This is a genomic window from Gemella sanguinis ATCC 700632, from assembly GCF_000701685.1.
GTDB classification, from domain to species: Bacteria; Bacillota; Bacilli; order Staphylococcales; family Gemellaceae; genus Gemella; species Gemella sanguinis.
Map to the genome: position 1 here is coordinate 1 of NZ_JNJO01000008.1, position 26019 is coordinate 26019.

24 protein-coding genes and 1 pseudogene are annotated in these 26019 nt (G+C 30.3%); 14 read left to right on the forward strand and 11 right to left on the reverse strand.

Features of this window, described 5'->3' with window-relative positions:
* A pseudogene (locus tag T369_RS09500) lies at window positions 1-185 on the forward strand (transposase); the annotation flags it as partial.
* A gap of 158 nt (window positions 186-343) precedes the next feature.
* Here the strand turns inward: T369_RS09500 and T369_RS0104600 are convergent.
* Both T369_RS0104600 and T369_RS0104605 read right to left on the reverse strand, forming a co-directional pair.
* Entirely contained in the window at window positions 344-1546 is a 1203-nt protein-coding gene (locus T369_RS0104600; RefSeq protein ID WP_031552362.1) for a dicarboxylate/amino acid:cation symporter, read from the reverse strand.
* A gap of 312 nt (window positions 1547-1858) precedes the next feature.
* Window positions 1859-2194, reverse strand: a complete 336-nt coding sequence (locus T369_RS0104605; RefSeq protein WP_006364640.1) for a zinc ribbon domain-containing protein YjdM — start codon at window positions 2192-2194, stop codon at window positions 1859-1861.
* 224 nt (window positions 2195-2418) lie between these two features.
* Here T369_RS0104605 and T369_RS0104610 point away from each other — a divergent pair, with 224 nt between their 5' ends.
* Window positions 2419-3744 (forward strand): FAD-containing oxidoreductase, encoded by a 1326-nt coding sequence (locus T369_RS0104610; RefSeq protein ID WP_031552365.1) that lies wholly within the window; start codon window positions 2419-2421, stop codon window positions 3742-3744.
* Window positions 3745-3791: 47 nt separating this feature from the next.
* On the opposite strand, the gene T369_RS0104615 is transcribed toward T369_RS0104610, so the two are convergent.
* Complete coding sequence (locus tag T369_RS0104615; protein WP_031552366.1) at window positions 3792-5006, reverse strand: peptidoglycan bridge formation glycyltransferase FemA/FemB family protein; 1215 nt, start codon at window positions 5004-5006, stop codon at window positions 3792-3794.
* A gap of 162 nt (window positions 5007-5168) precedes the next feature.
* Between T369_RS0104615 and T369_RS0104620 the strand changes: the two genes are divergently transcribed.
* Together T369_RS0104620 and T369_RS0104625 are read left to right on the forward strand one after the other, a co-directional pair.
* Complete coding sequence (locus tag T369_RS0104620) at window positions 5169-5441, forward strand: hypothetical protein (RefSeq protein ID WP_031552369.1); 273 nt, start codon at window positions 5169-5171, stop codon at window positions 5439-5441.
* Between the two features lie 2 nt (window positions 5442-5443).
* Window positions 5444-5974, forward strand: coding sequence for a hypothetical protein (locus tag T369_RS0104625; RefSeq protein ID WP_210727757.1), 531 nt, complete (start codon window positions 5444-5446; stop codon window positions 5972-5974).
* Window positions 5975-6020: 46 nt separating this feature from the next.
* Here the strand turns inward: T369_RS0104625 and T369_RS0104630 are convergent, their stop codons facing one another.
* Together T369_RS0104630 and T369_RS0104635 are read right to left on the reverse strand one after the other, a co-directional pair.
* On the reverse strand, window positions 6021-7115 hold the full coding sequence (locus T369_RS0104630; RefSeq protein ID WP_031552375.1) for a metallophosphoesterase: 1095 nt from the start codon (window positions 7113-7115) through the stop codon (window positions 6021-6023).
* A 190-nt stretch (window positions 7116-7305) separates the two neighbouring features.
* On the reverse strand, window positions 7306-7932 hold the full coding sequence (locus T369_RS0104635) for a superoxide dismutase (protein WP_031552378.1): 627 nt from the start codon (window positions 7930-7932) through the stop codon (window positions 7306-7308).
* 195 nt (window positions 7933-8127) lie between these two features.
* Here T369_RS0104635 and T369_RS0104640 point away from each other — a divergent pair, with 195 nt between their 5' ends.
* A complete protein-coding gene (locus T369_RS0104640; protein WP_031552382.1) occupies window positions 8128-8829 on the forward strand; it encodes a sunset domain-containing protein in 702 nt (233 codons plus the stop codon).
* Between the two features lie 66 nt (window positions 8830-8895).
* On the opposite strand, the gene T369_RS0104645 is transcribed toward T369_RS0104640, so the two are convergent.
* The 3 genes from T369_RS0104645 to T369_RS0104655 form a co-directional block, all read right to left on the reverse strand.
* Window positions 8896-10164 carry a hydroxymethylglutaryl-CoA reductase, degradative gene (locus T369_RS0104645; protein ID WP_031552385.1) on the reverse strand — a complete coding sequence of 423 codons (1269 nt, stop codon included), beginning with the start codon at window positions 10162-10164 and terminating at the stop codon, window positions 8896-8898.
* An 11-nt stretch (window positions 10165-10175) separates the two neighbouring features.
* A complete protein-coding gene (locus tag T369_RS0104650) occupies window positions 10176-11348 on the reverse strand; it encodes a hydroxymethylglutaryl-CoA synthase (protein WP_031552388.1) in 1173 nt (390 codons plus the stop codon).
* A gap of 287 nt (window positions 11349-11635) precedes the next feature.
* Window positions 11636-12814, reverse strand: a complete 1179-nt coding sequence (locus T369_RS0104655) for an acetyl-CoA C-acetyltransferase (RefSeq protein WP_031552391.1) — start codon at window positions 12812-12814, stop codon at window positions 11636-11638.
* Between the two features lie 338 nt (window positions 12815-13152).
* Here T369_RS0104655 and T369_RS08960 point away from each other — a divergent pair, with 338 nt between their 5' ends.
* Entirely contained in the window at window positions 13153-14316 is a 1164-nt protein-coding gene (locus T369_RS08960) for a hypothetical protein (protein ID WP_051618967.1), read from the forward strand.
* 361 nt (window positions 14317-14677) lie between these two features.
* On the opposite strand, the gene ung is transcribed toward T369_RS08960, so the two are convergent.
* The gene (ung, locus tag T369_RS0104665) at window positions 14678-15337 is read right to left on the reverse strand and encodes a uracil-DNA glycosylase (RefSeq protein ID WP_031552397.1); all 660 of its coding nucleotides are present in this window, start codon (window positions 15335-15337) and stop codon (window positions 14678-14680) included.
* A 182-nt stretch (window positions 15338-15519) separates the two neighbouring features.
* Between ung and proC the strand changes: the two genes are divergently transcribed.
* Window positions 15520-16308 carry a pyrroline-5-carboxylate reductase gene (gene proC / locus T369_RS0104670; protein ID WP_035496403.1) on the forward strand — a complete coding sequence of 263 codons (789 nt, stop codon included), beginning with the start codon at window positions 15520-15522 and terminating at the stop codon, window positions 16306-16308.
* Between the two features lie 51 nt (window positions 16309-16359).
* Here the strand turns inward: proC and pepF are convergent, their stop codons facing one another.
* Both pepF and T369_RS0104680 read right to left on the reverse strand, forming a co-directional pair.
* A complete protein-coding gene (gene pepF / locus T369_RS0104675) occupies window positions 16360-18168 on the reverse strand; it encodes an oligoendopeptidase F (protein ID WP_031552403.1) in 1809 nt (602 codons plus the stop codon).
* 209 nt (window positions 18169-18377) lie between these two features.
* Window positions 18378-19235, reverse strand: coding sequence for a hypothetical protein (locus tag T369_RS0104680; RefSeq protein WP_031552406.1), 858 nt, complete (start codon window positions 19233-19235; stop codon window positions 18378-18380).
* A 173-nt stretch (window positions 19236-19408) separates the two neighbouring features.
* Between T369_RS0104680 and T369_RS0104685 the strand changes: the two genes are divergently transcribed.
* The 7 genes from T369_RS0104685 (at window position 19409) to yaaA (ending at window position 26000) form a co-directional block, all read left to right on the forward strand.
* The gene (locus T369_RS0104685) at window positions 19409-20503 is read left to right on the forward strand and encodes an NAD(P)/FAD-dependent oxidoreductase (RefSeq protein ID WP_031552409.1); all 1095 of its coding nucleotides are present in this window, start codon (window positions 19409-19411) and stop codon (window positions 20501-20503) included.
* A 219-nt stretch (window positions 20504-20722) separates the two neighbouring features.
* The gene (gene cdaA, locus T369_RS0104690) at window positions 20723-21523 is read left to right on the forward strand and encodes a diadenylate cyclase CdaA (protein ID WP_031552412.1); all 801 of its coding nucleotides are present in this window, start codon (window positions 20723-20725) and stop codon (window positions 21521-21523) included.
* A gap of 11 nt (window positions 21524-21534) precedes the next feature.
* Entirely contained in the window at window positions 21535-22494 is a 960-nt protein-coding gene (locus tag T369_RS0104695; RefSeq protein WP_031552415.1) for a CdaR family protein, read from the forward strand.
* Between the two features lie 2 nt (window positions 22495-22496).
* Window positions 22497-22745, forward strand: coding sequence for a hypothetical protein (locus T369_RS0104700; protein ID WP_006364617.1), 249 nt, complete (start codon window positions 22497-22499; stop codon window positions 22743-22745).
* 104 nt (window positions 22746-22849) lie between these two features.
* Window positions 22850-24721, forward strand: a complete 1872-nt coding sequence (locus tag T369_RS0104705) for a polysaccharide biosynthesis protein (protein WP_031552418.1) — start codon at window positions 22850-22852, stop codon at window positions 24719-24721.
* Window positions 24722-24858: 137 nt separating this feature from the next.
* The gene (locus tag T369_RS0104710) at window positions 24859-25269 is read left to right on the forward strand and encodes a hypothetical protein (protein WP_006364615.1); all 411 of its coding nucleotides are present in this window, start codon (window positions 24859-24861) and stop codon (window positions 25267-25269) included.
* 2 nt (window positions 25270-25271) lie between these two features.
* Window positions 25272-26000 carry a peroxide stress protein YaaA gene (gene yaaA, locus T369_RS0104715; protein WP_031552421.1) on the forward strand — a complete coding sequence of 243 codons (729 nt, stop codon included), beginning with the start codon at window positions 25272-25274 and terminating at the stop codon, window positions 25998-26000.
* Window positions 26001-26019 lie beyond the last annotated feature (19 nt).

The following is a 26019-nucleotide window of genomic DNA, read 5'->3' on the forward strand; positions in this document are numbered from 1 at the left end:
GGTTAAGACGTATATCAAAAGAAGGAAAACTATTGTATAAGAGAAGAAAAGAAACAATAGAACGTAGCTTTGCGGATTCTAAACAAAATCACGGATACAGGTATGCACAATATAGAGGAAAAGCCAAAGTACAGTCGTACGCTTGGCTGTCTTGTTGCGTTCAAAATATGAAAACAATAGCATTAAGAGAGGTATAAAACCTCTTAATACTACTAAATTTTTGCCTTAAGGCTTATTTTTTTTGAAAAAAAATACCATAACATCAATACTAGCTTGATATTTCGGTATTTTTGTCAACAATCTGAAAAATAGTAAGCAGAAAATTCTGCTTACTATTTATTTTTTATGCTAAGTCTTGTTGTTTATCTTTTTTAAAGAAAACTCTATTTAATTTATCAACGATAGCTGATAAAGCGCCATCTCCAGAGATGTTACATGCAGTTCCAAAGCTATCTTGAGTGATGTATAATGCAATCATAAGTGATAACATAACTTCGTTGAATCCAAGAACTGATTGTAATAGTCCAAGGGCTGCCATTACACCACCACCAGGAACACCTGGAGCAGCTACCATTGTAACCCCAAGTAGTATGATAAATTTAACCATAACCGCTGCTGTTGGGAATGTTGCTCCGTGTTGTAACCAATAAACTGCAGTAGCACAAGTAGTTAATGTTATTGTACTACCTGATAAGTGGATAGTTGCGAATAACGGAATAGTGAAGTTTGCGATATTTTTATCTACACCCATTTTTTTAGTACTTTTCAGTGTTACAGGAATAGTAGCAGCTGAAGATTGAGTACCTATTGCTGTGATGTAAGCTGGAACAATAGCAAGAATCATCTTGAATGGATTTTTACCATTTACGCTACCAGCGATAAAGTATTGAACGATAATAATGATACAGTGTAGTAATAAAATTACAGCGAATACCATGATGAAGATTTTTAGAATCTTGAATACTTCACCAGAAGCAGTAATGTTCATAAATACCCCAAGGATATAGAATGGTAATAATGGAATAATTACTGAAGAAAGTAATTTTTCAATAATTTCTCCAAAGTCATTGAATCCTTGTTTTAAGCTATCAGATTGTGTCGCTGAGATTCCGATACCTAGAATAAATGAGATAACTAGTGCTGTTGTAACATCGAAGATAGGAGTCATCTTAAATTCGATATAACCTTTAAGCATTAAATCTTCTGGGTTTTGGAAAGTTTGTAATGTTGCATTAGCAAGAATGCTAGGTAGTGTAAATTTAGCAACGATAAATGCGAATGTTCCTGCGATAAGTGTAGAAACATATGCAACTCCAGTTGATAGACCTAATAATTTTCCGGCATTGTTAGAAACTTGGCTAATACCAGGAACGATAAATCCAACAATAATAAGTGGGATAGTGAACCCTAAGAATGAACTAAATATTGATGAGAATGTTACAAAGACTCTAATAATAGAAGTCGGTAGTGAACTACCAAGAACAATCCCAAGAGTAATAGCTAAAAGAAGCTTTACTAATAATGGTATTTTTTTATAAAAACTCATAGAAAATTCTCCTTTACTAAATTTTTTTAATTAGATAAATTGAATAACTTAATAATGTTAAGTTATAACAATTAACTAATTCCACGATTGTATTTTCTAAAAAGACATGTGTATATTATACAAGAAAAAATATGTTTTGTAAAGTATAGAATACATGAAATCGTTGAAAATAATAGTTTTCATACTTAATGTAGAATTACAACTAAATTTAGACATAATATAAGCAGTAAAATTAGCAAATCTATAATTAGTTATAAATGTTTTGATTTTCTAAAATTACTGCTTAAAAATTATTTATTGTAAATGATTTTGTTATATTTTTTTAACAAATTCAGATTTTAGTTTCATAGCACCAAAACCATCGATTTTACAGTCTATATTATGATCTCCATCGACTAGTCTAATGTTCTTAACACGTGTTCCTTGTTTTAGAGTCGAAGAGCTACCTTTAACTTTTAAGTCTTTGATTACTGATACAGTATCTCCATCTTGAAGTACATTTCCGTTAGCATCACGATATACTTTTTCTTCTTCAACATCGCTAGTATCTTCTGGTGACCATTCGTGAGCACACATAGGGCATACTAACATAGTTCCATCTTCATAAGTATATTCACTATTACATTTTGGACAATTTGGTAATGACATTGTATTCCTCCATAAATTTTCAAATTTATACAAAGCATATTATACCATAATAACGAAGAATATCAAATTTTATTGAGAATTGATATTAAATAAATCAGAATATTTAAAGAAAACGCTGTAAGCAGATATATTGCATAGTTAACAAAAGAGGAATAAAATAAAGACTAAAGGTTAAACAAGAATGATTAATTTTTGAAAAATAATAAAAAATGAGGTATAAAATTATGTCTAAATATGATTTATTAGTAATAGGTTTTGGGAAAGCAGGGAAAACATTAGCTGCAACTTTTGCTAAAGAAGGTAAAAAAGTAGCTGTTGTTGAAGAAAGTAGCGCAATGTACGGTGGGACATGTATAAATATTGGATGTATCCCAACAAAAACTCTTATCGTAGCTGCTGATAACAAAAAAGATTACAATGAAGCTAAAGCTACAAGAGATAAAGTAGTAACTAAATTAAACGCTAAAAACTTTGCAATGTTAGATAATAGCCCAAATGTAGACGTTTATACTGCTCGTGCAAAATTTGTATCAAATAAAGTAGTAGAAATCTCAGCAAATGGTGAAACAAAACAACTAGAAGGAGAAGTTGTGGTAATTAACACTGGAGCTAAAAATAATGTATTACCAATTCCAGGGTTAACAACTTCTAAAAATGTTTACGATAGCACTGAATTACAAAAATTAGAAAAAGCGCCAAAAACATTAGGTATTATCGGTGGTGGAAATATCGGACTAGAGTTCGCAAGCTTATATTCTCGTCTAGGAGTAAAAGTTACAGTAATCGATCCTTCAGCTAGAATACTAGGAAGAGAAGATGAAGATATCGCAGAATTAGCAAAAGGTTACTTAGAAGAAACAGGTGTAGAATTTAAATTAGGTTCTACAACTAAAGAAGTTCGTAATAACGGAGAAAACGTTGTTGTAGTAACTGAAGAACACGGAGAGTTAGAGTTTGAAGCAGTATTACATGCAACAGGTCGTCGTGCAAATACAGAAAATCTAGGATTAGAAAATACAGATATCGAACTACGTCCTAACGGATCAATTGTTGTAGATGAGTATTGTCAAACAGCTGTTGAGAATGTATTTGCAGTAGGAGATGTAAATGGTGGATTACAATTTACATATGTATCATTAGATGACTTTAGAGTAGTTAATGGATACTTACATGGTAAAAAAGAATACACTACGGCTGATCGTAAAAATGTACCATATTCAACATTTATCTCACCTGCATTATCTCACGTAGGACTACACCAAGAAGAGGCTAAAGCTCAATACAGCAATGTAGCAGTAGCATCATTACCAGTAGCAAATATGCCTAGAGGAGCTGTAAACCAAGACCAACGTGGAATTTACAGAGTAGTAGTAGACAAAGATACTAACTTAATTCTTGGAGCAACATTATTCGGTAAAAACTCTGAAGAAATAATCAATATTATAAAAATGGCAATTGACAACAAAATTCCATATACATATATTAGAGACCAAATCTTCACTCACCCAACAATGGCTGAAAACTTAAACGATGTGTTTAAATTAGTATAATAGAATAAAAATAATCCCTAGAACAACTTTGTTCTAGGGATTAAATTTTACCTATGTATTAATTTTAAGATTTTTCTACGTAAAGGTAGACCATAATTATACATTAGGTTAAATACATGAGAGATAACTAAGTCAAACTCACCATAGTATTCAACGATATTAGGAGAGAATTTAGATTTGAAACCTAGTAAGCTATCGTTTAGGCTTCCTTCGATTCCTCCCATAGATACCTCGCTAATGCCCATTTCTTGGGCTTTTTTCATTGTATCAGAGAATACTTTATATTGTGCAGGAAGTTTAGCAAAGTCTTCATTCATACCTGCATAAATAATCTCTGCATGGTTACCATATGCTATAGTAATCGCAGCACTAATAACTTGGTCTTTAGACTTATCTTCAATCTCAAGTCCATTAAATAGCGTAATTAGTTTTTCAGTTCCAGCTACTTGTTCTTCTAAAGTACGTTTTTTCTTAGGAGATTTTTCTCCAAGTTCTTCGATTTCTTTTTCTAAGTTTTCTTTACGATTATGACACTCTTTAAGTGCTTTTTCTACATTTATATAAGAAATATAAAGTAGGGCATTATCACCAAATGTATCAAGAAGATTTTCAAAATATTCACGTCCACGAAGTGAAATATTTTTTCTCTTTTCAGTACAAGCTAAGGCAAATAAGAAATCATCTAAGTTTTCTTTTCCGCAACGTCTAACTTCTACGAATTTTTTATCTGCATCGCGGATAAGGCGACGTGTATCTTTTGAGAATAAATCAGGTACAGGTTGCTCTAACTTCGTAACAGTATTAAAACGAGGTTGGATAGTGCTACTCATATCAAGGCTAAATCCTTTGTGATTATATCCATAAGATTTAAATGTTTTTATTAGTTCATCGTTACTACGATCTACATCAACATCTTTAAAGTTAGCTAATTTTTCATCTTTAACAGCTATAGGGATATCAAGTTTAACTAGTTTTGCCTGTTTAGTTTTAGCGAATTTCTTAAGATTAGTTAAGAAAAATCCTAATAATTCTTTATTGTTGTAATCTAAGATTGGACCACGTGGCACGTACCAAAGGCCTTTACGAGTTAAAACTTGAGCTGCGGCGATAATATTATCTTCGTCATCAGATACTGCTACTCTAACAGCTCCCCATGTATTTTTAATAGCTGACCATTCAATAGCTTGCATCATATTCCCATGTTTATGGCTTTTAATAAATTCTGTGTATTTTTCATTGTTTATATCAGTTAAAAATTTCATAGTTTCTACAAATCCTTCTATTAAAGTACAATTAATGATAACAAATTATAGCTAAAAAATCAATTTTTAGATAGTTGAGGTTGCTGAATATCAATTTTACAAAAAACACAAAAAAGTGTATAATAATAATAACTTATTTGGAAGCACTAAGGAGATATAACTATGAATATGAATACTATTTATGTTATGCTTGGTTTTATTGTAGTCTATGCGATAATTTCATCAATAGTAGATAAAAACAAGCAACGTAAAGCAAAAAGTAAAGAAGCGTTAGAAAGATTGCAAAGTAAAAGTTATAGGAAAGAACTGGAAAGATTAATTGATTATAGCCAAAGTGATGCATTAAATATAGCTACATTAAGAAAGGCTTATTTCTTACAATATCCAGAGGCTAAAAAGTTATTAGAAATTATTAAGAAAGATAGAGGCATTTAAGTATGAAAATAGGTTTAATTGTTGTTTTAGCACTAGTAATATTTATTTTCTTCTCAACTAGAAATAGTGAATCAAAAGCAGATTTTGAAGAAAAGAAAAAAGTAAGTAAAGAAAAACTAGAAGAACTAAAAAAAGAAAGTTATAAAGATGAATTATTCTCTGTTGTTGATGCCTCAAAAGGAGACATTAACAATATTAAATTATTAAGAGATAGATATCCAGAACTATTACTTAGCGATACAAAAGAATTATGGGAATCTATTAAAGACGAAGTAAGATCAAATTATAATTCAGAAGTGAAGAAAGAAATTGCTGAAGATTTTTCTGATTTAAGAGAAGTGATTAATCCAGAGGCAGGAGACATTGCAAATATTAAGACAATTAGAGAGCATTATGGTGTAGATTTAAGAACTGCTAAAGAACTATGGGATTCTATTAGAGATGATTATAAATCACAAGAAAAGAGTGCTATAGATGAGTATTTGACAAAAGAATTTATTGATGAACAAACAAATAAATTTGATCGAGAATAAAAAAATACAACCTAGAGTTGAGAAATCAATTCTAGGTTGTTCTTTATTATTTTCCTTCAATAGTTATCATCCAAACTTCACTTTGGGCTGTAGTTTTAAAAGGTGGTCCCCAAAAACCATAACCAGCAGAAGTAAAGAAGTGTTTATTATTAATTTTAGCATAACCATGATCAAGTGTGTAGATTCTATCTGTAATATAGTTAATTGGCCATATTTGACCACGATGTGTATGACCTGATAATTGGACATCTATAGGTAATGTACTGTGATGATCGATTGCATCTGGTTGGTGATCTATTAAAATAGTAGTTTTACTAGTATCAACATTTTTTAATAAGTCTTCTGTAGCTAATCTATTTTTGCTAACACTTCTATCCTTACGTCCAACAAGAATCACATCGTCAGTTAGGTTAACACTCTCATCAAATAGAGGTCTAATACCTGTCTTAGATATTTCTTCTACTATTTCTTGAGCTGCACGGTCATGGTTCCCCATAGTAGCGTACACTCCTAGAGGAGCTGATAATTTGCTAAGTGTTTCACCCATATTTCGCTTTTTATACATAACCATATCATCATCCATAATATCACCGGCAATTACAATAGCATCTGGTTTTTCTTCTTCAATAATTTTATTTAATTTTTCAAGTTGACCATTTCCGAAAAATGTTCCAAGATGTAAGTCAGATACCATAGCTATTTTTATAGGTTTTTCAATTTTTTTATCAACTTTTATAGTTTCACTTTTAACTATAGGTGAGTATGCCCAATATAACCCTAAAGTGGTCATTCCAACAAGAAATAGGCTTGTTATACCTAAACTTACACCTTGAGAAAGGTTAAAGTTAAATAGCTTTAATACTAATTTTGCTACTAATAAAATTACAGCTATAACTACGCCGTTTAGGAAGTAGAAATACCAAGTGTTTCCATAATTTACCCATGGTGCACCTAGTCGAAGCATATAAGCTATAATTGAAAAGTTAGCAAAAATAAAGAATAAGATACCAAGAACTAATTTTACTTTAGGTGAGATAAAAGGTGTTAACATCCATTTTAAGCCAAGCCATAAAAGTAAAACTAATACTTCGTAAAATACAGCTACTCCTACAAAAGCAACAATAGCTTTCCAATTACTCATAGTTTTTCCTCCAAATCAAATCTAATTTTATAAAATAAAAATAGGGTAGTTGGCTAATTTTAAAAATAGACCAACTACACGCTATTAATAAATCTTAGAAATTATATAAGAAATAGTTTAAATTTAGTTAAAGTTTCTTATAGAAAGAATAAAAGATCACCTCTAATTAAGATAGAGGTGATTTACTAGATTATTTCCCTAATTTTTCTAACTGTTTAGCTAGGCGTTCGTTTACGAAGTCCCAGTTTACTACACGGAAGAATTCTTTAATGTAGTCAGGACGACGGTTTTGATAGTTTAGGTAGTAAGCGTGTTCCCAAACGTCTAATCCAAGGATTGGAGTAAGACCTGTTAAGTAAGGAGAGTCTTGGTTAGCTGTTGAAGTAACAACTAGTTTACCTTCTTTATCAAGTGCTAGCCAAGCCCAACCACTACCAAATCTTGTAGCAGCTGCTGCAGAGAAAGCTTTAACGAATTCTTCGTATCCGCCAAGCTCAGCATCGATTTTCTCTTTAACTAATCCACCGAATTCAGAAGAATCTGGTTTAGTTAGAGATTTCCAGAATAGAGAGTGGTTGTGGTGTCCTCCACCGTTGTTGATAACTGCTTGACGGATGTCAGCAGGAACATCTTCGATATTTTTTAGTAATCTACATACACATCCAGTTTCAACTTCTGGGTGTTTTTCTAAAGCAGCATTTAAGTTGTTAACGTAAGCTGCGTGGTGTTTGTCATGGTGAATTTCCATAGTTTTAGCATCGATAACTGGCTCTAAGTGATCGAAACTATAAGGTAATTCAGGTAATTTAAAAGTCATAGTTGTAATCCTCCCGATTTTTTTCTGATTAATATATATTAATTATAAGAAATATTTTGATAATTAACAACAAAAATGCTTACATAAATCAGTGTTTTGTGCATAAAAAGTATAAATTACATGAAAATAATTGTATATTCTAATAAAACATGATAAAATAGTCAAAGTAAGAATTAATTAATAAGGAGAAGAACTGTGAAAAATTTTATACATAAGTACGGACATATAATTTTATGGCTAATTTTTATAATATTTATGTTTATATCATTAATGGTATTAGTAACTCAAGGGATAGTCTATGCACTCGTAGTATTTGTACCAAGTCTTATCTTTTTGTGTCCACCTATAATAAAATTTATTCAGAGAAAAACAAGATTAAAAAAAGTAGTTCTAGGTATTTTTGCGACAATAGTTATGTCTTTTGCATTGTTTGGAACATCACGTCATAGTGCGGCTTTAAAAGAAGAGAATATAAGAATAAATCAAGAGAAGAGAAAAGAAGAGCAAGAAAGAAAATCTTCAGAAGAACAAAAGAGAGTAGAAGAACAGCAGAAAAATGAAGAAGAGAAAAATGCTCAACTAGCTGCCGCAAATAAAAAATCAGATAATAAACAAAAGAAAGATAAAGAAGACAAGGATTCTAAATCTACTGATAAAGAAAAGGCAGATCAGTCAAAAGATAAAGATACAGATAAATCACAAGCTCAACAATCTCAAGCACAAAAACAAGCGCAAGCTCAACCAAAAACTAAAAAAGTTGTAGTAAGAGCAAGTAAGAAGAGTGGGCAATACTACACTCCAGGTCATCCATCTTACAATAAGGTAGCACCTAATAATGTAGTAGTTTATAACTCAGAAGAAGCTGCAGCTAGAGCAGGATATAAAAAAGCCGCTTAATAAATTAAGAAAATATAAAAACAACTTCAAAGCTAAATTTGAAGTTGTTTTTTGTTATACTGATTTTTAATTATTTAATTCCGAAACTATTTGTTTTGCGATGGCAAGGTTCATATGCTTTTGTTCACGTAATTTTTCAACTACTAAATCTAGATTATCATTAGTAGCACCAGCTAAAATAGCTAGCGATTTAGCGTGAAGTTTCATATGTCCTTTTTGAATACCATCACCAACTAAGGCTTTTAAGGCAGCTAAGTTTTGAGCTAAACCAACAGATGTAATAATACTTGCTAAAGTTTTAGCATCAGGATTATTTAACATTTGTCTAGCTACTTTTACACTAGGGTTAATTCCTATAGAACCACCGACACTTGCTACTGGCATAGGTACAGTTAATTCACCAATTAATAGGTTGTTTTCTAAATCGCAACGCCAAGTAGATAATCCTTTATATTTTCCATCTTTTACAGCATAACTTTGGCAAGAGGCTTCAATAGCTCGCCAGTCATTACCACTTGCAATAACAATGCTGTCGATACCATTAAAGATACCTTTGTTATGTGTTGCAGCACGATATACATCGCTTTGAGCGAATTTACTCGCTAGCTCAATTCTTTCTGCTAAGTATTTACCATTTTCTCCTAATTTTTCAAAAGGGATAGCACAACTACTAGTAACTAATGAACTAGTAGCATAGTTTGATAGTATAGCCATAAGAGCTGTTCCACCAGTAAGAGATTCAAGAGAAACTTTAAGAGCTTCTAACATAGTATTTAACATATTAGCTCCCATAGCTTCTAAAGTATCAACGATTAGATATACTACTACAAAAGTAGTACCATCTTCAGTTAAAACTCTAACGTTAATATCTTTTGCACCACCGCCACGTTGAACGATAGAAGGGTAGGCTTCATTAGCTGTTTTAAGAAGTAGATCTTTATTTTTAAGAATAGTTTGTTCTGCTGAATCAGTATCAGAAATATTATACAAGGCAACATGCCCGATCATTTTTCTATCATGAATTGTAGTCGTAAATCCGCCAGAAGAAGCAACTATTTTCCCAGCATTACTACAAGCTGCAACAACAGAAGGTTCTTCTGTTACCATTGGGACTACGTAACTTTTATTATCAACAACAAAGTTAGGAACTACGCTAAAAGGTAGTGAGAATGTTCCAATAACATTTTCTACCATATTATTAGCGGTATCGTAATCTAAAACAGTATTGTTTTTAACTAAATTCAGATATTCTTCTTCAAGAATATTAGATTGTTCGATAACTTCTAGGCGTTCGGCTCTATTCTTTTTATAAAATCTACTCCAAATGTTTCCCATAATTCCCTCTTTTAAAATTGTTTCTTATAAATTCTCTTATGATTTTCTATTTTTTCTAATACGAATCTACTATCATCTTTAATATCAGAAATATCAAGATTTCCTTCGCTATCTACAGTAGTATCTCTAAAGAACATTTCTTCATATTCTTCTATAGAAATACGTGTTCTACTATTAAATTCGTCAAAACGATTTTGTTTAAGTTGTTTTTCGTATCCTGGAACTAAAGTCATACTGAAGATTTCAGCAACAGCACCACTACCATAGCTGTATAATGCAATTTTATCCCCAGGATTAAGGTTCGTACTATTTTCTAATAGAGAAAGTAAACCTAAGAATAATGATCCTGTGTATATATTACCAACTCGTTGGCTATATAAAATAGATTCATTAAAACGTTCTGATAATTTTTCTTTAATAGCTTCATCAGATTCTGTTTCTAATAATGTGTTTAAACCTTTTAATCCTAATTTTGGATACGGAAGGTGTAAGCAAATTGCATCAAAATCACTTAATTGTTTATTATTTTTCTCTAAATATTTATCCCATGTAGTAGTAAGGCAACCTAAATATTGTTCAGTAGAGAACTTACCTTCTACAAAGGCATATTGAGAGTAATTTGGACGCCAAAAGTCCATAACATCGCGAGTAAGACATACGTTATCGTTGTTTAATTCTAAAATACGAGGATTACTAGTGATTAACATTGCGCAACTTCCGGCTCCTTGTGTTGATTCTCCAGAAGCTTTGATTCCGTATTTAGCGATATCACTAGCGATAACAAGTACTCTTGATTCAGGATTATTCATAACATGATTTTTTGCAAAATCTAAAGCTGCAGTTGCACCGTAACAAGCTTCTTTAACTTCTATAGCTCGTACAAATGGCTGAATATCTAATAATCCATGAATAAATACAGAAGAGGCTTTACTTTGGTCAACACCTGATTCTGTTCCTACTATAATCATATCGATTTTTTCTAAGTCTTCTTTATCTAAAATTTCAAATGCTGCTTGAGCCCCAAGAGTAACTATATCTTGAGACACTGGTGGAATACTCATTTCAAGTTGAAGTAATCCTTTAGTAAATTTATCAGGCTCTATGCCACGAGCAGTCGCTAAATCGCGAATGTCTAAGTAATACTTAGGCATGGCAAAACCTATTTTATCAATTCCTATTTTCATTTCCTTTTACCTTTCGATCTACGTAATTATTCTATAAAATACTATTTATAAAATATATTAATATTATGTAGTATATGGATTTCTAATAATCATATACTTATGTCAAAAATAAAAATTATCGCAATTACTATTGTATAAGATTTTTTAAAAATAGTCCACAGTTTGACTATTAAATTTTTAAAAAGTTGTATAGCACTCAAATTTTAATATAGTATACTTAAATTAAACTTAAATAAAGATATAAAAAAGAGCTAATAGAGAAGAAACCTTTCTCTATTAGCATATTTTTATTTTTTAGAAATTGCCATAGCAATACCTTGTCCTCCACCAATGCAAAGAGAACATATTCCACGATTTTTATTTTCATTTATTAATGAATGTACTAAAGTAACTAGAATGCGGCAACCACTTGCACCGATAGGGTGTCCTAACGCTATTGCACCACCATTAATATTAACTTTAGAACTATCTAGTCCAAGTTCACGTGTAACAGCAATAGATTGTGAAGCAAAGGCTTCGTTCATTTCGAATAAATCTATGTCTTTAATATCTAGATTTAGTTTTGATAACACTTTTTGAGTTGCAGGAATTGGTCCAAGCCCCATAACTTTATTATCTAAACCAGCTGTAGCATAGCCATCTACATAAGCTAATATATCTAGACCTAATTCATTTGCCTTATCTTCAGACATTAAAATAACACATGCTGCACCGTCATTTATTCCAGAAGCATTGCCAGCAGTTACTGTACCATCTTTTTTAAATGCTGGTCGTAGTTTTGATAGTGATTCTAGAGTTGTTTCAGGACGAACGTATTCATCAGTATCAAATATAATTTCTTCTCGACGAGTTTTAATTGTAATAGGGGTAATCTCATTAACAAACTTATTATTTTCTATCGCAGAACTAGCTTTAAGTTGGCTAGATAAAGCAAAATTATCTTGTTCTTCTCTAGTAATATTAAATTGCTCAGCTACATTTTCTGCGGTAATACCCATATGATAGTTTTCAAAAACATCAGTTAATCCATCTTTTATAATGCTATCTTCTAATTCAAAGTTACCAAGTTTATGACCAAAACGAGGTGAACTAGTTACAAATGGTGCTGCACTCATATTTTCTACACCACCACAAACGACTATGTCGCTATCTCCTAGTAGAATAGCCTGTGCTCCTAAAATAACACTTTTTAATCCTGATCCACAAACTTTATTGACAGTAAATGAACTTTTTTCTTTTGGAATACCCGCATTAACAGCTATTTGGCGCGCGATATTTTGCCCAAGTCCAGCTTGAAGAACATTACCAAAAATTACTTCATCAACAAGTGATGGGTCTAAGTTTATATTATTTAAAGCATCTTGGACAACTGCTGATCCTAAAGCTGCAGCAGAAACATTTTTAAGACTTCCTCCAAAACTTCCAATAGGGCTTCGTTTTGCACTTACAATAGCAACTCTATTCATATAATAATCTCCTTATAAGTATATTTATCGAGTATATTTTACTATAAACATTTAGCAAGTTCAAATAAATGTATCTTTATACAAGATAAAGTGAAAATATGAATGCATTTTAATAGAATCTAAGATTTTTGTAACATAATTGTAACATTGTAACAAAAAAATAGTAACGTGTAACACTCGTAAATGTTAATTTGGCAATGTTTAATGGTGGTTAGAAATATCTATGTAATATTTTTGTAACAATTTTGTAATAAAAGTATTGCATTTTGAAATTTTTAGGAGTATAATAAATTTATAAAAAATATTGAAAAGAATTTTTATTAAAAGAAGGTATAGTTATGAACAAATTATTAAAAACAACAGGCGTATTTATTTTAGGTGTAGGACTTTTAACAGGGTGCTCACATACTTCAGCACAAAAATCAGATAACAGCAATGAATCATCAAAAGTAGCTATTGCACATGTAGATGAAAATAAAGATAAAAATGATAATGGAAATAATGTAACTGAAGAGAATAGTAATAATAATGTAGCCCAAGAAAATAACAGAAACAATACAGGTTATAAAGTAACTAGTGATTACAATGATCAAACTAGTAAAGTAGCTCAAAATAATTCAAATATATATAGAGCTATTCAAGATAGCAGTTATGCTAACAAAGTAACTAGAAATAGTGAAGAAAACAATAAAGTAGTTAAAGATAACGATTCTACTAGCAAAGCTGCTCAAAACACTAAAAAAACTCAACAAAATGTTAGTGACAAAAAAGTAACTGTTGCTAATAATAAAGTTGAACAAAATAATAAAAATGTAAAAAAAGATGAGAAAAAATCAGTTGAACAAAAAAATGTTAAAAACAATAACTATGTAAAAGCAACTGAACAACAAAATCCAAAAGCTGACGATAATGCTAAAGCTACTGAAAAACAAAATAATGCCTATAAACACAACTTTAAAGAAGTAGAAAAATTATTAAATGTTATTAATTATAGCTTAAGCAATACTAAAAATTCAAAAATGATAGATATAATAAGATTTAGTGCAAGTATCTCTACTACACAAAATCAAGTTGTTTATCTTCCAGCAGCTAATTTATTAGATAGACTTAATACAAATAACGCTGAAACATACAATGTTAATGCAGTTCTAAATAAATTATTTGTTGAAAATGGTGTAAAACTAGTTACTGCAAATAAAGCAAAAAGTGAATATACTCCAGCTGAATTAGAAAAATTAGTACCAGATAATAACACTGTTGTTTACTTCAAAAAAGATAATATGTTTGCTATACGTAGTGTAGTAGGTTATGGAGGAACTACTAATTCTATATTTGCTCCAACAGAAGATTGGAAAGTAGAAGGGGATAAAATCTTAATTCCTTATGTAACAGTAGCAACTAATAAACCAACTGGTCTTATGACAGTAAGATTAAATAATAAAGTCTATCCAAATGGACAAAATAAAACTATGTACTATGTTGAAAGCTTTATCTACTATTAAAAAATATAAATAAAAAAGGCGTACACAAGTTGATGTGTACGTCTTTTTTACGAACTAAATTAAGTCCTCTAATATCTATATACAAATAACAAAAGAGTAATATGTACTCTTAAAAGGGAGAATGGCTTGCCTAGGGAGCGACAAGCCACATTATGAAAAAAATTAAAAAGTTTTATTATCTGTTAATATCATAAAGAATTAACCGAAATATTGGTTTAAACAAAAACATTTTCTAACTTAAAAGGGAGAAACGACAAGTGTCGTTAAGTTAAGAAAATTCATTATTTTTGCTTAAGACAATATTATAGGGCTTTTACTTAAAATATACTTAAAATTTTACTTAAAATTTACTTAAAATAAATTATTTTTCCAGATTAAAATCTATTGGTTCTTTTCCGACTTCTTTTAGATAGTTATTTGTTTCAGAAAAGACTTTGCTACCAAAAAATCCGCGGTAAGCAGATAATGGGCTAGGGTGTGCAGATTCTATAATTTTATGTTTTGTTTGATCTATAAGTTTTCGTTTACCTCTTGCATATGCTCCCCATAATATAAATACGACATTATCATTTTCTTTAGAAATAGTTTTTATAATATAGTCTGTGAAATCTTGCCATCCTAGATTACTATGACTAGCTGGAGAATTTTCTTCAACTGTTAAAACTGCATTTAATAAAAACACACCTTGTTTAAACCATTTTTCCAAATTACCAGTTTTAGCTGGTTTGATTCCAAGGTCGTCATAAAGCTCTTTGTAAATATTAATAAGGCTTTTTGGTAGAGGGACTCCATCATTAACGGAAAAGCTAAGTCCGCACGCTTGACCAGGATTATGATAAGGATCTTGACCTAGTATTACTACTTTAATATCTTTTAGTGGTAGGTCAAAAACTCTAAATACTAATTTCTCCGGTGGGTATATAGTTGTAGTTTTTCTTTTATTGTTAATTTCATCTATTGTAATAGAAAGTTCTTCTCTTTTAGGATAATTTTTAAATATTTCTTTCCAACTTTTGTCCATAATTGTACTCCTCTGTAAATTATTAAATATTTAATTTTAGTATAGCATACCTTCCTTAATAATAATATGATTTTCTAGAATAATAAAGAATGATAAAAATAAAGTACTATAAGTATGGTATAATAAAGTTGGATTGATTAAAAATAGTAAAAATTGACTAGCAAGTAAGGAGGATAAATATTATGAAATTAGGTTTTATAGGTGCTGGGAATATGGGCGGCGCTATATTAAAGGGTATATTAGCGGGAGGTAAAGTGGGAGCTAATGATATTTTTATTAGAAACTCTTCTGATAGTAGTACTCAAAGTGCAGCTCAGAAAAACGGTGTACGAGCATGTGAGAGTTTAAAAGAATTAGTACAAAATAGTGATATAGTATTTATTGGTGTAAAACCTTACTTAGTTGCTAAAGTATTAGGGGAAATTAAAGATGAACTAAAAAATAAAATAGTAATTTCAATGGCAGCATCTGTAGAAATACGAGATATAGAAGCTATTATTCCAGAAACAAAAGTAGTGAGAATTATGCCAAATACACCTGTAGAAGTAGGAGCGGGGATAATAGGAGTTAGCTTTAGTGAGCTTATAAGTAAAGATGAGCAACCTACAATAGTAGAGTTATTTGATAATATAGGGAAAGTAGAGGTAATAAGTGAAAAAGATATGCCTGGATTAACAGCGATTAGTGGGTCGGGTCCAGCATATGTGTATATGTTTATAGAAGCGCTAGCTGATGGTGCGGTTCTTAATGGATTGCGAAGAGATGTGGCATATAGATTAGCTGCGAATACTGTGTTAGGTTCAGCAAAAATGGTACTTGAAACAAATGAACATCCAGGTAAACTTAAAGATGATGTCTGTTCACCTGCGGGAAGTACGATAGAAGCGGTAAGGGTGCTTGAAGAAAATAATTTTAGAAGTGCAGTTATCGAATGCGAACGAGCATGTTTTGAAAAATTAAATAAAATGTAGTAGAAAGAAAAAGAGTACCGATTGAAATTTTATTCAATCGGTACTTTACTATTATTTATTTAATTCATCAGTTAGTTCATAAAGTTGGTCAACTAAGTAACCTACATAAGAAATAGCCTCTTTTAATGGTTCATCTGTACTTACATCGCAACCAGCTAGTTTAGAAAGGTCTAATGCTGACATACTGCTACCTTTAGAAAGGACGTTTAACCAAACGTCGGCGTAGTTAGGATCTTTATCTATTTTGTTAGCGATAGATGTTCCGATAGTTAAACCTGCAGAGTAAGTATATGGATATAGTCCCATATAGTAGTGAGGTTGACGCATCCAAGTTAATTCTGCCCCTTCATTAACAACTAAACTATCTCCGAAAAATTCTTCCATTACTTCTCGTTTTACTTTAGAAAGAACATCAGCGTTAAGCATTTCATTATTATCTACTTTTTTGTAGATTCTATCTTGATAAACTGCTTCTAAGTAGTGAGTAACCATATTGTGGAAGTATGTTCTGCTAATCATATTACTAATTACCCAACGTTTAAAGCGTGCATCAGTATTTGTTTTTAGTAGATAATTTGATACTATTACTTCGTTACAAGTAGATGGTGCTTCAACAAAGTATAGAGGGCAGTCATTATTTAACATTGTTTGGTGTTTACCAGTACTCATAAAGTGATAAGCATGTCCTAATTCATGTGCTAAAACGAACACTTCGTTCATTTTTCCTGTCCAAGATAGTAGGATGAATCCCGCTACATTTGGAACTGTTGCACAGAATCCACCAGTACTCTTACCGATATTTTGAGGGAAGTCAGTCCAACGTTTATCATAACTTTCATCAATCATATTAAGGTAATCTTCTCCAAGAACACCAAGTGCTTTTTTCAAGTATTCTCTTGATTCTGCAATACTCATATCTACTTCAAAAGTAGGGTCTAAATTAATTTTACAGTCCGCAAATTGCATATCGTTAATATTATGTTCGCGTGCAAGAAGTTTAATATAACGACGGATATGAGGTGCAAGATCCACCATAAGAGTACGAATTTGACGATCATAAAGTTCACGATTACCATCTTGTTTATCTAATAGGAAATCTATAACACTATCATAACCACGCATAGTCGCAATCATTTTCTCTTTTTTGATTTGTGAGATATACTCATTCGCAGAAGTATTTTTATATGCATTTAGAGTTTTATAGAAACTTTTTGCTGCACCACGACGTACTTCTTTATTATTATCCATCTCATGTAAGTTTTCATATAATACAAAACTATTTTCTAATGTTTTACCATTAGCTTCAAAGCTATCGAATTGCATATCTTCATGTTTAGTAACTTCGTATAAATTATAAAAGTTAGGAAGACTTTCATAGTTTGCAATTACTTGTTCTGCTTCTTTAGAAAGAGTATGTTTTTTTTCTAAACTCACTTTTTCGAAGAAATATTTTAAATCAGGTCTATGTTTTTCTACAAATTCATTTATAAAACTTTCGTCCAATCCTACTAATTCTGTGTCGAAAAAGCTAAGGTTGCTTGCCCAAAGAGTCGATACTTCCTCAAATAGAGTAGCGTTATTAACTACATTTTCATTGAATCTATCAACAGTCATAGGAAGTTCTGCATAGTGAGAAAGTTTATAAAATTCTTCATACATAGCTTCGTATTCTTTTACCGCTTTGTCTAAGATGTTTAAGTCTGCTAATTTTCCTTCGTAGTTGTTTTTAAATTCTAAAATACTTTTTTTAATATTTTCTAAAGAACTTATAAATTCTTTATTGCTTTTATATAGTAATGTCATATCCCAAGTATATTTTTTATCTACTTCGTTTCTTGGAACTAATTTAATCTCACCCATATTAACCTCCATTTATTAGTGTAGCCACTAATAATCAAATTTCTATTTATATATTAAAACTATATCTAATATTAATTATAGTACTTTAATGTAAATAGGTAAAGGTAATTATATTAGTTTGATGTAAAACTAGAGGTTACTCAATAATAGTAACTATATTATAGAAGAAAATCTAGATTATTATAAAAATAACCTAGATTTATCTTATATTAATTAAATTTTATTTCATCTATTTTATCAAGTTTTCGAGTTATTACATATTCTCCTTTAGAATCTTTTGCGATAGCTTCAAGTAATTGTTTCGCAACAGCATATTCTTGTTTCTCCATTGAGTCCTTTTCTTTTTCAAGATTTGCTTTAATGATATCATTCATAGGAGTCTTTATATCTACTGTAATTGTTGTGATTTCATTTGTATTAGTATCTATCACTAAAGAAAATGGTACGGTTATTTGTGATAAGTCTACATTGCCATCAATTAACATATCCTCATCACTCAATTTAAATTTTTCTTTTATCTCAGAAAATTTAATTTTCCCACTAAATGTTAGTTTTGTATCATTTTTTTCATAATTTTTATCTAGTACTAAGTCAAATATAGAACTCCTTTTGAAAAATAGATCTAATGCTGAAAGAAAATCTGCATCATCTTCAATCTTTTTAGCTACTAATTTTCCATCTACAACATCAAATTTTTCATAACCAGAATCTATTTTTTTTAAGAAAACTTGTTTTTTCTCATTTGAGTTTCCTTCGGCAGAAGTTTCTTGTTTAGAAGAGTTTTTTAATATATTTCCTTTTTCATCGATTTTAATGTCTGATAATATATTTAAAGAAATATGCTCATCTCCAAGCTGGGTAGCTATATTTAGTTTACTTTCTAATTCAATATTTTTGTCTTTTGGGAAATTATTCAGAGCAGCTTTAACTATCTCCTCATTGGATAACTCTTTTTTTGCTTCTTGTTGCGTAGGTTGATTGTTGTTATCGTTCTTGTTTTGAGCGCATCCTAGTGTTGTTCCTGAAAGAACTGCGATTGCTACAGTTAATAATAATTGTTTTTTCATTTTATATCTCCATAATAGTTTTTATAGATATTATTTTACTTGTAAGAGTTATTTATGTCAACTAGTGAATTTTATAAAGTTTCTTTTATTTTATAAAAAGTTTACGTTCATAATTTTTTGATGTATAATTTTATTGAGTAGAAAAAATTATTTATTAAAAAGTGAGGTAAATTATGAAAGTAGCTGTAATAGGTGGAGGAATAGTGGGTGCTACTTGTGCTTATTATTTATCAAAAGATGAAAGTGTAGAGTTAACAGTTTTTGATTATGGAGTAGGACAAGCTACTAAAGCATCTGCGGGGATTATTAGCCCGTGGTTTTCTAAAAGACGTAATAAGCCATGGTATAAAATGGCTCGTTTAGGGGCGGATTTTTATTTGAAATTAGTAGAAGACTTGAAAAAAGATGGTTATAATACGGATTTTTATGATCAATGTGGGGTGTATTTGCTGAAGAAAGATACAAATAAACTTCCGGAATTAAAAGAACTAGCGGAACAAAGAAAAGAATTATCTCCGATGATAGGTGATTTAGAGATAATCTCTAAAGAAGAAGTTCAAAAAGTTATTCCTAGTTTTGATAATAACGGGGATGTGCTTTATGCAAGTGGTGGAGGTCGAGTTGAAGGTGAACGTTTTGTAAAAACATTGCTTACAGCATCTAAAGCAAATGTTATCAATAAAAAAGTGGGTATAAATTTATTAGATGATAAATATGTTATTGATAATAAAGAGTACGATGTTGTAGTTCTTGCTACTGGGGCATGGTTAAAAGATGTATTAGAGCCACTTGGGTATGATGTTGATGTTAGACCTCAAAAAGGGCAACTGCGTGATTATAAAGTAAATGATAATAATACAGGGGACTATCCTGTTATTATGCCGGAAGGGGAACTAGATATAATTCCGTTTGAAGATGGTGTAGTTAGTGTAGGAGCTACTCATGAAAATGAAATGGGATTTGATTTAGAAGTAGATAAAGAACAATTAGATGCTTTTGGTAATGAAGCTAAGCAGTTTCTTCGTAACTTAGAAGATGCTGATATTATTAATGAGCGTGTAGGTATTAGAGCGTACACGTCAGATTATTCTCCGTTTTTCGGTGAAGTACCTAAATTAAAAAACGTTTATGCGATAAGTGGTTTAGGCTCTTCAGGATTAACAACAGGTCCAATTATAGGGTATAGTGTAGCTAATCTTATCTTAGGAAATGAAAATGAATTAGAAGCGGAAAATTACAATATAGAAAATTATATAAAACTAAAATAATATAGCTATAAAGCAAGAGGATATTTTACTAATATTTTCTTGCTTTATTTTAATAAAAAAAGTATCGATATTATGCTTTTTTATGGTATAATAAAATGTGGATTGTTATATGCTTTGATAATCCAAAAATGTCTTTATTTAATAATGGAAATGAATCGTTTTTACAGATTATTTTGTAAAAGTGATGATTATTTAACAAGTTTATGAAAGGAGAATATTATGATAGCTGAATATCTATCAAACATTGGTACTTTATCGTTAGTAATACACGTATTAGATATCTTACTTGTTTGGTTTTTAGTTTATAAACTTTTAACTTTGTTAAAAGGTACACGCGGAATGCAGTTAGTTAAAGGTATTTTAATCATCATAGGATTAAAAATATTTTTTAATTTCATAGGTTTTACAACAATGACTTATATTTTTGACCAAGTTGTTACTTGGGGAGTTTTAGGAATAATGATTATTTTCCAACCAGAGCTTAGACGTGCTTTGGAATATATAGGTCGTGTCCAGTTATCGAATATTCTAAAATACAAAGATACAACAAAAGATACAAAAGAACATATCATAAAAGCTGTTGTTGACTCAGCAAGACATATGGCGCGTAGAAGAATAGGAGCGCTAATTGTTATGGAAAATAATACAGGTCTTGATGAGTATGTAGAAAGTGGAATAAAAATAAACTCAGAAGTAACTAGTGAGCTTATTATTAATATATTTATACCAAATACACCTCTTCATGATGGAGCGATGATTATTGATAGAAGCAGTATTCGTGCAGCAAGTTGTGTGCTACCACTGTCTGATAATAGAAGTATAGCAAGTAGCTATGGAACGCGTCATAGAGCTGCATTAGGATTATCTGAATTAACAGATTCAATAATTATTGTTATATCTGAGGAAACAGGAAAGATAAGTATTTGTCAAAATGGTAGATTGGTTACTGATTTTACAGAAAAAGAATTAACTAAGTATTTAGAAGAAAACTGGCAACAATCTCCAGAAAATCTAATATAAGAGGTGTTAGTATGCGATTAAAAGAGAATAATCAATTAAAATTAATATCATTACTAATAGCTATTTTATTATTCCTTTCAGTTAATGAAAAAATAAAAAACTTTTCGGTTATAGGAAACACTGATAATAATGCAACTGTGTGGGTAACAGATGTTCAAGTAGAAGCAGAATACGATAGAGATAAGCAATATGTTTTAGGAGTGCCAAATACCGTTTCGGTGAAACTTAGCGGAACACCTTCAAAGGTACAAAAAGAAAGTGTAGCTAAGAACTTCAAAGTAAAACTAAATCTTAAAAATTCACAAATAGGTGATGATCAAAAAGTAAAACTTGATGTAGAAGGTTTAGAAAAAGGTATAGAAGGTACAGCTGAACCAAGTACGATAACTGTTTCTATACGTGAAAAAACTACGAAAGAGTTTGTTGTTACACCAACGCTTAAAAAAGAACGTCTAACTATGGGTTACGAAGTAGAAAAACTTAAAGTTAACGATGAACATGTTAAAATTTCAGGAGATCTTGAAACTATAAACAGTATTCGAGAAGTAAGAGCTGAAAGTGATAATAAAACGAAAATTAATAAAAATACAAAAGAAGAAGCTAAATTAGTAGCGTATGATAGTAACTACAACAAGATAGAAGACATACATATAGAACCAAGTTCTACAGTTATGACTATTGAAGTGAAAAATATAGAAAAAGAAGTACCGGTAACTGTAAATACTATAGGTGCATTACCTGAAGGATATGAGTTAGTAAGTATTACACCTGAAGCTACAAAAGCAACTGTTCGTGGGGAAAGTCAAACAGAACTAGACAAACTTACGGAAATGTTAGTAGATGTTGACTTAAGTGATGTAAAAGATGAAACAGAAGAACGAAGTAATCTGAAGCTATATCCGAAAGAAGACATACGTGTAACTTCTGATCCTGCAATAGTTAAAGTTACTATTAAAGTAAGGAAAAAATAGTTATGGATGATAAGAAATTAAGGTTTTTGGCTATCAATATGTTAGTTACAGTTGTTGCATTGGGAATTATAATAGGTGCAATATTTATTGATAATCAAAAAACAAAAATGATTACGATGTTTACTGCTATTGGAATTTTAGTAGTACAGAAAATTGTAGAAATAATTATGATAAAAGAAACTAGAAGGATAAGTATTGTAGTCCTTATAATTATAGTTTCTGCGGCAAGTTATTTCGGTTATAGAATGTAAAAAAGTAAAATAAAAAATTAAAGGTAATATTTATTTAAATATTACCTTCAAGAATTTATTAAGTTGTATTAGTATATTGATGTACTAATGATATAGGAGATATAATGGATAAATTATTTTCATCAAAATTATATACATATCATAGATTTAAATTAATTATGTTACTTGATTTAATCATAGTAGCTTTAGGGGTACTATCTTCAATCTTTTTAGGTAGAAGTGCTTATCCTGGAGAAATGATTCGTTTTTACGGAATAGAAATCTGTGAATTCTTACTTATTTCTTTAGTAATTTATGGTATATTGTTTAAAATATTTGGTATTAATAAATCTCTATGGTCATACTTAGGGGTTGCTGAGATTTTCAATATTTGTATGTCGGTAATAATTGGGGATCTTTTCGTAAGTATATTATACCAATTTATGTTACCAGATACATTTTCTAATGTACGTTTTGCGATTTTCTCACCATTATTAATTATTGCGGGAATTATGTTTATACGTATGCTTTATCGTGCTCTAAGAGAAAGAGAAGTTAGTGTAAATGGTAAAACTGCTTATAAAAATACACTTATAGTTGGTGCAGGAGATGCAGGGTATATTCTATTAAAAGAATTATCTAAAAATAATGTGTTTAAAGCTCATGTTGTTGGTTTAATAGACGATAATAGAAAAAACTCAGTTATTAGTGGGGTTACTGTAGTAGGAACAACATATGACTTACTACAAATGATTCCAAAATATGAAGTAGAACAAGTGTTTTTAGCTATCCCTTCGATAGATTCATATAATAAAAATAGAATCTTAAATATCTTAAAAGACACAAATGTAACTGTTAAAGTAATGGGTGCAGGGGTAGCTATTGAAGAAGGGGAAAGTATTGCTAAACACCTTAAAGATGTATCGATTGAAGATTTATTAGGTCGTGGTGAAGTTAAACTTTCACAAGGAGAAGTTCGTAGTTACTTAAGAGATAAAAATGTACTTGTAACAGGTGCAGGTGGTTCTATAGGAAGCCAAATAGTACGAGAAATCTTCAAATTTAAACCTAATAATCTAATATTAGTAGATGTAAACGAAAATGCTCTATATATGCTTGAAAGAGACTTAGATTTTGAAAAGAGTCATACAGATGCTTATAATAATGTCTCATATATTTCAGAAATCGTAAGTATTCGTGATAAAGAAGCATTAGGTGAGGTTTTTGATAAGTATAAACCAGATGTAGTATTCCACGCTGCAGCTCATAAACATGTTCCTTTAATGGAACGTCGTCCTCAAGAAGCCATAAAAAATAATGTTTTTGGTACAAAAAATGTTATGGATGTTGCGATTGAGAAAAATGTAGAGAGATTTATTATGATTTCTACAGATAAGGCGGTTAACCCTGCAAATGCGATGGGGGCATCTAAACGTCTTACAGAAATTATCCTTCAATCAAAAGGGGATAAATATAATACTAAATTTGCGGCGGTAAGATTTGGTAATGTTCTTGGATCTAATGGTTCTGTAATTCCTATTTTTAGAGAACAAATTAAAAAAGGTGGACCAATTACTATTACGCATAAAAATATTATTCGTTACTTTATGACGATTCCAGAAGCGGCACAACTAGTGCTACAAGCAGGATATTATGCTAGTGCAGGAGAAATCTTCTTACTTGATATGGGAGAACCTGTAAAAATCATAGACCTTGCGACTAACTTAATTAAACTATCAGGATTAGAGCCATATAAAGATATTGATATCCAAGAAATAGGGCTTAGACCTGGTGAAAAAATGTATGAAGAGTTGTCGTTAGACTATGAAAATAGTGAAAAAACAGATAACGAAATGATTTATAAAAATACTACGTTAAATATTAATGTTAATGAATTAGATCAGAAGTTAGCGGAATTAAAAGGTATGTTAGGGCATGCTTCTAATGAAGAAATTAGAAATAAATTATTCGAAATTATAAATTGTTATAACGGCTAAGGTAAGGTAAATCTAGAGTTTGAATTGAACTCTAGATTTTTTTTGAAAAAATATTTATTTGAAGCACCTTATAACTAGCGATTTTTTCAATTTTTTTATAAAATATATTGTGTAAAAAAAATTTAAGGAGAGAGAAAATGAACAGTTTACATACATCTTTAACTCAACTTCTGAAAAAATTAGAAGATAAAGAAGTATTAAAAAAAGGAAAAGCAAATACTGATAAATTTAAGGCTGAAGAGTTAGCAAAATATATTAGGGACCGTTTTGTTGAAAACTATCCAGAATTAAAAGTTAGAAGACTAATGGAATCAGTACATTACGCAAATACTTTTGAAAATAAAGTTTTACAACAAACTGCTTTTTTAGTTGATGAAATTAGTGAGTATATGTTTGCATTAGAAATAGCTAATCGTGACTTTGTAGTTGGTTATTTTAATACTCTAATAATTGATCCAGAGATAGAAGCAACAGAATTTAACTTTGTATTAATGGAAGTTAATAGTTTAATAGAAAATAGTTTTCTAGAACTACCAGAAGAGGAATAATAATGAAGATTTTAATACCTACCGCTAAAGAATTAAATAGTAAAGCGGAGAAAGTATCTGGGGAAAAATTATCGAAAAAAACAAAAAGTATAATAAATGAATTTTCTTTAAAAACAATTGATGAATTAAAGTCAATTTATAAAATAAAAGAGGATAAAGCTAAAGAAGAATATGCTCGTTGGGGAAAATTAACTAAGCAAGACGCAGATAGTTATCCTGCATTGGAGCTGTTTAATGGACTTATGTATAGAAATATTGCTCGTCAAAGTTTTAATGAAGAGGATAGGGAATATATAAGTAACTATGTTTTTATAACTTCTGCATTATACGGAGTTATAAATGCGTACTACCCAATAAGTGAACATAGACTAGATTTTTTACAAAAGTGTAAAATAGGAAATACTTCTCTAAAAAACTTTTGGAGAGAGGATTATGATAAAGCTATTGAAAATGATGATTTTATTATATCGTTATTATCAAGTGAGTTCGAAGAGGTTTTCTCACCAACTGCACGAGATAAATTTATAAAAATAAATTTCATGGAAGATAAGGATGGTGTCTTAAAAACTCATTCTACAATTTCCAAAAAAGCACGTGGAAAATTTTTAACAGAACTTGTTAAAGGTAAAGTTACAGATATAGAACAAATAAAAAATATAGAATTTGATAATTTTAAATATATAGAAGAGCAATCTAGTGAAAAACTATTAGTTTTTATAGCGAAAAGATAAAAAAAGAGAAAATAAAAAA